We start from the raw sequence: 7,382 nt of genomic DNA, 5'->3' as shown, positions 1-7,382 counted from the left end.
CACCCCCCTTATCAAGGCTGTCCATTAGTCACATCTTTCTTAACATTTCAAACCTTTGTAGCACAACGCTTTCAAGACTCGGTTAACAATTTGTAATATTCCTTGTTGACACCCTTACTGACAAAGAAAAAACTGAAATCAAGTCAGGATAAGAGTTGGAGTGCTTAATGAAAAAATTGTTAAGAAAGATCCCTATAAGGGATAGAAGGGTAGGGTTGATTCATGAATCAACCCTACTATGAATCGGCCCTAGTATTAAGGGGGGCAGGGAGGATCAAAGACAAAATCTATCTTCAATTTAATTATAACCACTTACTTACTTAGTTGTTATGAATTACATTAATCAATCAAGCAAAAAACAGACCTCCGTAATTTCTATGAAAGCAAGTGAGGTACTGGATTTATATGCCAAAGGGAAACGCAATTTTACAGGAGTAAAATTAAAAGGACAGTGTTTTCACGGACAGAATTTATCCGGGGCTAATTTTAGTCAAGCAGATCTGCGTGGTACTAATTTTCAAGGGGCTATTTTAGAGAGAACTAAATTTACCGAGGCCAGGGCAGGATTACTAAAGCGCGGTCGGCTACAATTAATTTTAATTTCTTGGTTAATAGCGGCTTTCTGCGGCTATCTGTGGGGATTAGCTGGTTATTATCTAGCTTTAATGCTGGTGACGGATGTAAGCCAATTTAAAATCATTGCTGCGGTGATAATCACGATTTTATCCCTAATTTACGGAAGATTTTATCGTCAGCGAGTTGGGGGATTACCCTTAGTTTTATCCTTGATTTCTGGTCAATCAACAAGTTTTATCCTAGCAATTTTTATCAGCTTAATTTTAAGTTTATTAACAGTAATTATACTAGCTTTTCAGAGAGCATTAGCAGGAATAGCCGTGATGAATGGAACTTTTTCTATAGCTTTGATTGTTGGGGTTTGTGGTACTTTATTCACCGCTTATCTGGCTTGGTTATCCCTAGAAGAATCAAGAGAAACGATGGCGAAATCGATAGCAATTGCTTTTTTAGCCAGTCAAGGTACAAATTTTTGCGGAGCAAATCTTAAAGAAGCTGATTTCACAGGAGCGCAATTAAAAGCCACCGATTTAAGGGCAAAAGATTTAACTAGAACTCGATTTTATCTGGTATCGGGCATCGAGCGAGCGCGTCGGGAAAAGACAATTCTGGACGAAGTTGCGATTAGAAATCTTCTGGTTACTGGTCAAGGGGAAAATAAAGCTTATATTGGCTATAATTTTCGCGGACTAAATCTTTCTGGGTTTAACTTCAAAAATGCCAACCTGAATAGGGCAAATTTGAGCGAGGCAAATTTAGCCTACGCTAATCTAGAAGGGGCAAATTTAGCCCATAGTAACGTGATGAGAGCCAATTTACAGGGAGCCACCCTGACGGGCGCTTGTATCGAAGCTTGGAAAATCGCCGAAAATACCAATTTAGAAGGGGTTGATTGTGATTATATCTATTTAGTCGAGTCCGAGGGAGAGCGCCGTCCCAGGGAGGGAGAATTTGGGGAAGGGGAATTCCGGCAATTGGCCCTGGAGCAGCGAAAATTGTATATTGACGAATAGGACAACTGCTATACAAAGCTAAAATTGCTGCGCCGAGGCGGACAATTAGAGGGATAATAAGACCAGCCTTAACACCTATCCCCCGACTGGTAACTGATCACTGATAAGCGATGGTGAATATTTCTAATCAAGTTACACCCAATCGGGAACTAGCGCCCCAGGCAAAAGTCCCCGATGTCCAAATCCTAGCGGCGATTGATATTGGTACGAATTCGGTTCACATGGTAGTGGTGAAAATTGAACCGTCTTTACCCGCTTTTACGATTATTGCCAGAGAAAAGGATACAGTCCGTCTGGGCGATCGAGATAGGAAAACTGGTAAATTAACCCTAGCGGCCATGGAAAGAGCGATCGCCGCTTTAAAACGCTGTCACGATCTGGCTATTAGTCTCCATGCGGATCAGATTATCGCTGTTGCCACTAGCGCCACCCGGGAAGCGACCAACGGCGACGAATTTTTGGCTTTAATCGAGAAAGAAGTCGGTATTTCTGTAAATCTCATCTCCGGACAGGAGGAAGCGCGCCGGATTTATCTCGGTGTCGTCTCGGGAATGGATTTCCAAAATCAAGCCCATATTATTATCGATATCGGTGGTGGTTCCACAGAATTAATCTTAGCTGATAGTCAAGAAATTCGCTTTCTTAGTAGTACCAAAATCGGCGCGGTGCGTTTGACCCAAGATTTGATCACCACCGATCCCATTAGTACCACAGAATTGGCCTATTTAAGAGCATACACCCGCGGAATGTTAGAGCGGGCAGTAGAGGAAATTAAACATCATTTACAGCTGGGAGAAGTGCCGCGTTTAGTGGGAACTTCTGGGACGATCGAAACTTTGATGACTATCCATGCTTTGGAGAAATTGGGGGAAATTCCCAATCCTTTAAATGGCTATCAATTAACCCGCAAAGATGTCAAAGAATTAGTCAAACGTTTCGCCACTTTGGACTATCACCAAAGACTGGCAATTCTGGGGATGTCCGATAAACGGGCTGAGATAATTCTAGCCGGTTCGATCGTGCTTTTGGAAGCGATGACCATGTTAGATGTTGATAAGTTAGTTCTCTGTGAAAGGGCCTTGCGAGAAGGGGTAATCGTCGATTGGATGCTGACGCACGGGTTAATTGATAATCGGTTACTTTATCAGAGTGAAATCCGTCAGCGCAGTGTCTTGAAAATAGCGAAAAAGTATCAAGTTAATTTAGAATCTGCTGAGAGAATAGCGGCATTTTCCCTGTCTTTGTTCGAGCAAACTCAAGGTCAATTACATTCCTGGAATCAGGAGGCTAAAGATCTATTATGGGCGGCGGCAATTTTACATAATAGTGGTTTATATGTTAGTCATGCTGCCCATCATAAACATTCCTATTATTTAATTCGCAATGGTGAACTGTTGGGCTATACAGAAACAGAGTTAGAAGTTATCGCTAATATCGCTCGTTATCACCGCAAAAGTAAACCGAAGAAAAGACACGATGATTTTATGAAATTAACGGAATATTATCAGTATATGGTCAGACATTTAAGTGCTATACTGCGCTTGGCCGTGGCTTTAGATCGACGACAAATAGGAGCGATTAAAAAGATTGAATGTAAGTATGATCCTGAATATAGAACCCTACATCTGCATCTTTTTCCCAATAATGCTGAAGATGATTGTGCTTTAGAATTGTGGAGTTTAGACTATAAAAAACCTGTTTTTGAGGAAGAATTTGGGGTGAAAGTAGTGGCAACTTTGGCATTTTTACCCTTAAATAATGAGCAGTGAGCGGTTATCATTGACTACCGCCGGTATTAGGTAGCTTGAAATCGGCGAGATTGGAATTTTCGAGACTTGTTACCCGTTATTCTAGGTCAAGATTATCGACCGTGGCAAATTGATAATTTTTGTTGATAGTCAAGCAAAAAAAACGTTAAAAACTGCGAAGTTACTGTTATAATGCAGAGGGAATAGGAACGCAGGAAGAAAAGGAGCAGAAAAACTTGTTGCAATTAGCTAAAATCGGTCGCTTGATCGCTCTGGGTTGCTTAGGAACAATACTGACTAGCTTCCCTGTCCTCTCGGCCGAGAGAATCACTTTTATCTTAGCGCCCTTTAGTCGTACCCTAGAAATTAGTTCCCTAGAAAAGTTTGCCAAAACTGGCAGAATTGACGCTAATCTAGGACAATATTTAGGTAATACAACTGCGGAACAACAAAAAGAATTTCGGCAAGCTTTAACCACAAGTAAAGAAATTAATCCCGTCCTGATCTCGCGCTTTTTTAACACCAGAATGGGGGAAGATATTCTCAACCTTTTAGGGGAACTGATCACCATTCAAGGGGGTATTAATGGTAAATTTGCCCTGCGTTCTGCCCTAATTAAATCGGCTTTTGAACCGGGAGGGGTAACTATTCTTAATCTGCTGCGTAATCTGCCCACTAATATGCAGATTGATGTGACAAAAGTGCAAAGACTAGCTCGGGCGATCGATGTCGTCCTGAAAGCCACCACAGTATTCACGGAAAAGGTGGCGCAATTATCCTTAGAAGAAGCTAAAAAGGCCGGTGAAATTAATTTTACCGCCATGACTGACCCCCGACAACCCGGACCGCAACAAGTGGAACAGATGCGGCTGGATTTAACCGATAGCCGTCGTCAGAGGGAACTTTATCTAATTATTGTCAAACCCAAGGGGCAATTAACCCAGAAAACCCCCGTTATCGTCTTTTCCCACGGTTTAGCTTCTCGTCCTGAAGATTTTGTCCGACAAGCGGAACATTGGGCTAGTTACGGTTATCTCGTCGCCATACCCCAACACCCCGGCAGCGATACCCTACAGGTGCAGAATCTGCTCGCTGGTTTATCGCGGACGGTTTTTTATACCAACGAATTTGTCAATCGTCCATTGGACATATCTTTTGTGATCGATGAATTGCAAAGACGCAACGCGGGGGAATTTCAGGGGCAATTAGATGTAGATAATGTGGGAGTTGGTGGACATTCCTTCGGCGGTTATACAGCCTTAGCTGTGGGTGGAGCGACAATCGATTTCGAGAATTTACAACGGGACTGCCAAAGAAGATTGGCTTTTCTCAATGTCTCCCTCTTGCTGCAGTGTCGTGCTTTGGATTTACCGCGAGAAGAATACAACTTTCGCGATCCGAGAATAAAAGCGATTTTTGCGGTTAATCCGTTTAATTGGAGTATTTTCGGGGCTAAAGGACTGGCTAAGATCGAAATTCCCACTTTTGTAGCGGCAGGAACCTACGATCCCGCTACCCCCGCTATTTTTGAACAGGTGCGCTCTTTTCCCCTGCTCAACACCGAAAATAAATATTTAGCTCTGATTGAAGGTCAAGCTCACGTCGATTTTTCGGTACTAGATGCGGGAATTAACGAAGCGATCGAATCCGTAGCCGATCTTACCCTGCCCGCACCATATCTGATCGATAGTTACGCCCATTCTCTATCTTTGGCCTTTTTTGAGGTGTATATTCGCAAAAACCCCGGCTATAAACCTTTTTTACAGGCGGCCTATTCCCAATATCTCAGTCAAGGCCAAGAGTTTCGATGTTTTCTGATTACCCGCGCCTCCTCGGCCGCTTTAGAACAACTCATCGAAGATTTTACCGCTCAAAATGTCCGTTAATCAGTTATCAGTTATCAGTTCACTGTTTACTGTTTACTGATCACTGAAAAGCTCCCCACTTCCCCACTTCCAATTCATAATTCATAATTTATGTTTGTTGAGGGCGTTTAAGTAGTAATTGGATAGCCAAAAGAATTAAACCAATGGTGACAAAAGCAAAAATAAAGGTTCCTAGAGAAGCTAAACCAAAAACTAAAGTGCGGACAGCGCTGCCAATTCTCAAGGCGATCGGACTGTGAGCAACCATTGGTTTTGAGTAAAAAGAATGACCGATCGCTGCCGTGAGATAATAGAGAATTGTCCCCAATGCTGCCGAAATTGCTGCGCCAACTAAACAGCGAGTAGGAGTAACTTTTTTGGTTTCTAATTCTGTGGTCATTCCTTTTTAGTCCTCAAATATTGCCCAGGTTAAATTTTAATTCTTTTCCCCAGCATTTTACCCGACTAGGACCAAGGATCGAGGACGGAAGGAAAAGAAGTATCGACTTGCGAGGAGGCGATCAGGTCTTGATTCTGGTCTAGTTCCCGTTTTAACTGTTCCCAATCGCCGGGGTCGGTTAACTCCTCATAAACAGGGGCAGCGAAAACGATCGTTTCCTTGTCCGATGACCAGTTTTGGGAAGAAAGGACTAGATTAGTCAAATCAGGTAACTCCTGGTCGAGAATAGTTGTATTTGCGCTCTTAGGAGAATTTTTGAGCGAATTTAGGTTAATTTCTTGCTTTAATGACTGTAATTCACCATTGAGAGCTTTTAATAACTGCTCGATCGCCTCGATTCTCCCGAAAACATCCGAGGGAATCTCAGGATTATTGGCAGCAGAGAGGGGGGGCAAAGTGAATTGATCAGCTATGACGCGCTCGATTTCCTCTAGGGTAGTATAACCTTGACAGACTAATTCTAAACCGTAGGTGAGGAGAGACTTAAATCCTGCCTGTGTTGCCGCTTTTTTGAGCATATCGGCGGGTTTCTTCGCAGCGATGAAAGTTTTGAGGTGAGGGGTAATCGTGATCACTTCAAAGACCCCGATCTGGGACTGATAACCGATGCCGTGACAATGACGGCATAATCTGCCTTTTTCCCGCGCTTGGATGATTTCTTCGGCAGTGAGGGAATTAGCTTTATAAAAGCTGTATTGAGCAGCTTGGGCGGGAGAAAGACCAAATTTAGCTAATTCTTCCCTTTTTGGTTGATGTTTCAGCCGACAAACCGGACAAACCCGTCGCACCAGTCTTTGATTGATCACTCCAATGAGGGTATCAGCCACTAAGGCCGGCTCCGCTAATTGATTGAGGCGAGCGATCGCAGCAAAGGCATCATTGAGGGGTAAACTAGAAATAACTAAATGTCCAGTCAAAGCCGCTTCTAGAGCATGGGTAAGGGTGGAAGAATCCGCCAGGCGATCGATGCCGATGATGTCTAGGTCTTGATTCCGGAAAGAGGGCAAAATCGAGGCATAATCTTGGCCTTGACCATCAGCGATTTCCACTTGGGTAATACCATTAAGGCTGCGTTCGATCGAGGTTTCCAGGGTAGCGATATTAACCCCACCCCGGTTTCGATGGGCTAGTAGAGAATAGAAACTGGTGGAACAGCCGCCTCTGGCCGGTGCGGTGAGCAGAATTAACCCCGCCTGGCGATCAATCATGGTGCGTACCAGTTTACAGGTTTCTTGGCTAGCAATCAACTCATCGAGGGGCCAAAGTGGGGATCGAGAATCAAAAACCCGCAGCAGAATTTTTTCTCCCTGTTGACGAGGTAGGGTGTGGAGACGAAAATCTATTTTGCGACCGGAAAAAGTTATGGTCATTTTTCCCTGTTGGGGGCGCGATTTTTCGCTGAAATCGAGGTTAGCCAGAATTTTTAACCGTGAGATAATCCCTGGGGTCGCTTCTGGAGAAATCGGTTCCCAGGCAGAACGCAGGAGACCATCTTGGCGAAAACGGACAGTTAATTGATTTTCTTGGGGTTCTAGGTGAATTTCCGTCGCTTTACTTTCGATGGCTTGAACCAGGATATTATAGACCTCTTGCAAAAGTCTTAAGTCGATCCTTGTACAGCAACATTTTTGAAGATTATCAACTACTAATAAATAATTAACTGAAAGTCCCTCCCATTATTGTTTCTATCGTTTGTTTTCGGATTTATGCAAGAGGTCTT

Annotated in this window: 5 protein-coding genes; 3 read left to right on the top strand and 2 right to left on the bottom strand. The window is 43.3% G+C overall.

Annotated elements, in window-relative coordinates:
- The first annotated feature begins 377 nt into the window (after nt 1-377).
- The 3 genes from PX482_RS16960 (at nt 378) to PX482_RS16950 (ending at nt 5,223) form a co-directional block, all read left to right on the top strand.
- Nucleotides 378-1,589: a pentapeptide repeat-containing protein gene (locus PX482_RS16960; RefSeq protein WP_223213003.1), complete on the top strand. Its 1,212-nt coding sequence runs from the start codon at nt 378-380 to the stop codon at nt 1,587-1,589.
- Nucleotides 1,590-1,699: 110 nt separating this feature from the next.
- Complete coding sequence (locus tag PX482_RS16955) at nt 1,700-3,358, top strand: Ppx/GppA phosphatase family protein (RefSeq protein ID WP_002759586.1); 1,659 nt, start codon at nt 1,700-1,702, stop codon at nt 3,356-3,358.
- Nucleotides 3,359-3,573: 215 nt separating this feature from the next.
- Nucleotides 3,574-5,223, top strand: a complete 1,650-nt coding sequence (locus tag PX482_RS16950; protein WP_002759584.1) for an alpha/beta hydrolase — start codon at nt 3,574-3,576, stop codon at nt 5,221-5,223.
- 88 nt (nt 5,224-5,311) lie between these two features.
- Here the strand turns inward: PX482_RS16950 and PX482_RS16945 are convergent, their stop codons facing one another.
- Both PX482_RS16945 and PX482_RS16940 read right to left on the bottom strand, forming a co-directional pair.
- Nucleotides 5,312-5,602 carry a DUF3082 domain-containing protein gene (locus tag PX482_RS16945; protein ID WP_002786666.1) on the bottom strand — a complete coding sequence of 97 codons (291 nt, stop codon included), beginning with the start codon at nt 5,600-5,602 and terminating at the stop codon, nt 5,312-5,314.
- A 65-nt stretch (nt 5,603-5,667) separates the two neighbouring features.
- Nucleotides 5,668-7,257: a GspE/PulE family protein gene (locus PX482_RS16940; RefSeq protein WP_002759583.1), complete on the bottom strand. Its 1,590-nt coding sequence runs from the start codon at nt 7,255-7,257 to the stop codon at nt 5,668-5,670.
- Nucleotides 7,258-7,382 lie beyond the last annotated feature (125 nt).

Origin of the sequence: Microcystis sp. M53602_WE12, assembly GCF_030065455.1 — a bacterium.
In the GTDB taxonomy this organism is placed as follows: Bacteria; Cyanobacteriota; Cyanobacteriia; order Cyanobacteriales; family Microcystaceae; genus Microcystis; species Microcystis aeruginosa.
This window is presented reverse-complemented; position numbering and strand designations above follow the sequence as displayed.

Bases quoted from the DNA above. Each gene is read 5' to 3' on its own strand.
- PX482_RS16960 (WP_223213003.1), top strand. From the start codon at position 378: ATGAAAGCAAGTGAGGTACTGGATTTATATGCCAAAGGGAAACGCAAT.
- PX482_RS16955 (WP_002759586.1), top strand. From the start codon at position 1,700: ATGGTGAATATTTCTAATCAAGTTACACCCAATCGGGAACTAGCGCCC.
- PX482_RS16945 (WP_002786666.1), bottom strand. From the start codon at position 5,602: ATGACCACAGAATTAGAAACCAAAAAAGTTACTCCTACTCGCTGTTTA.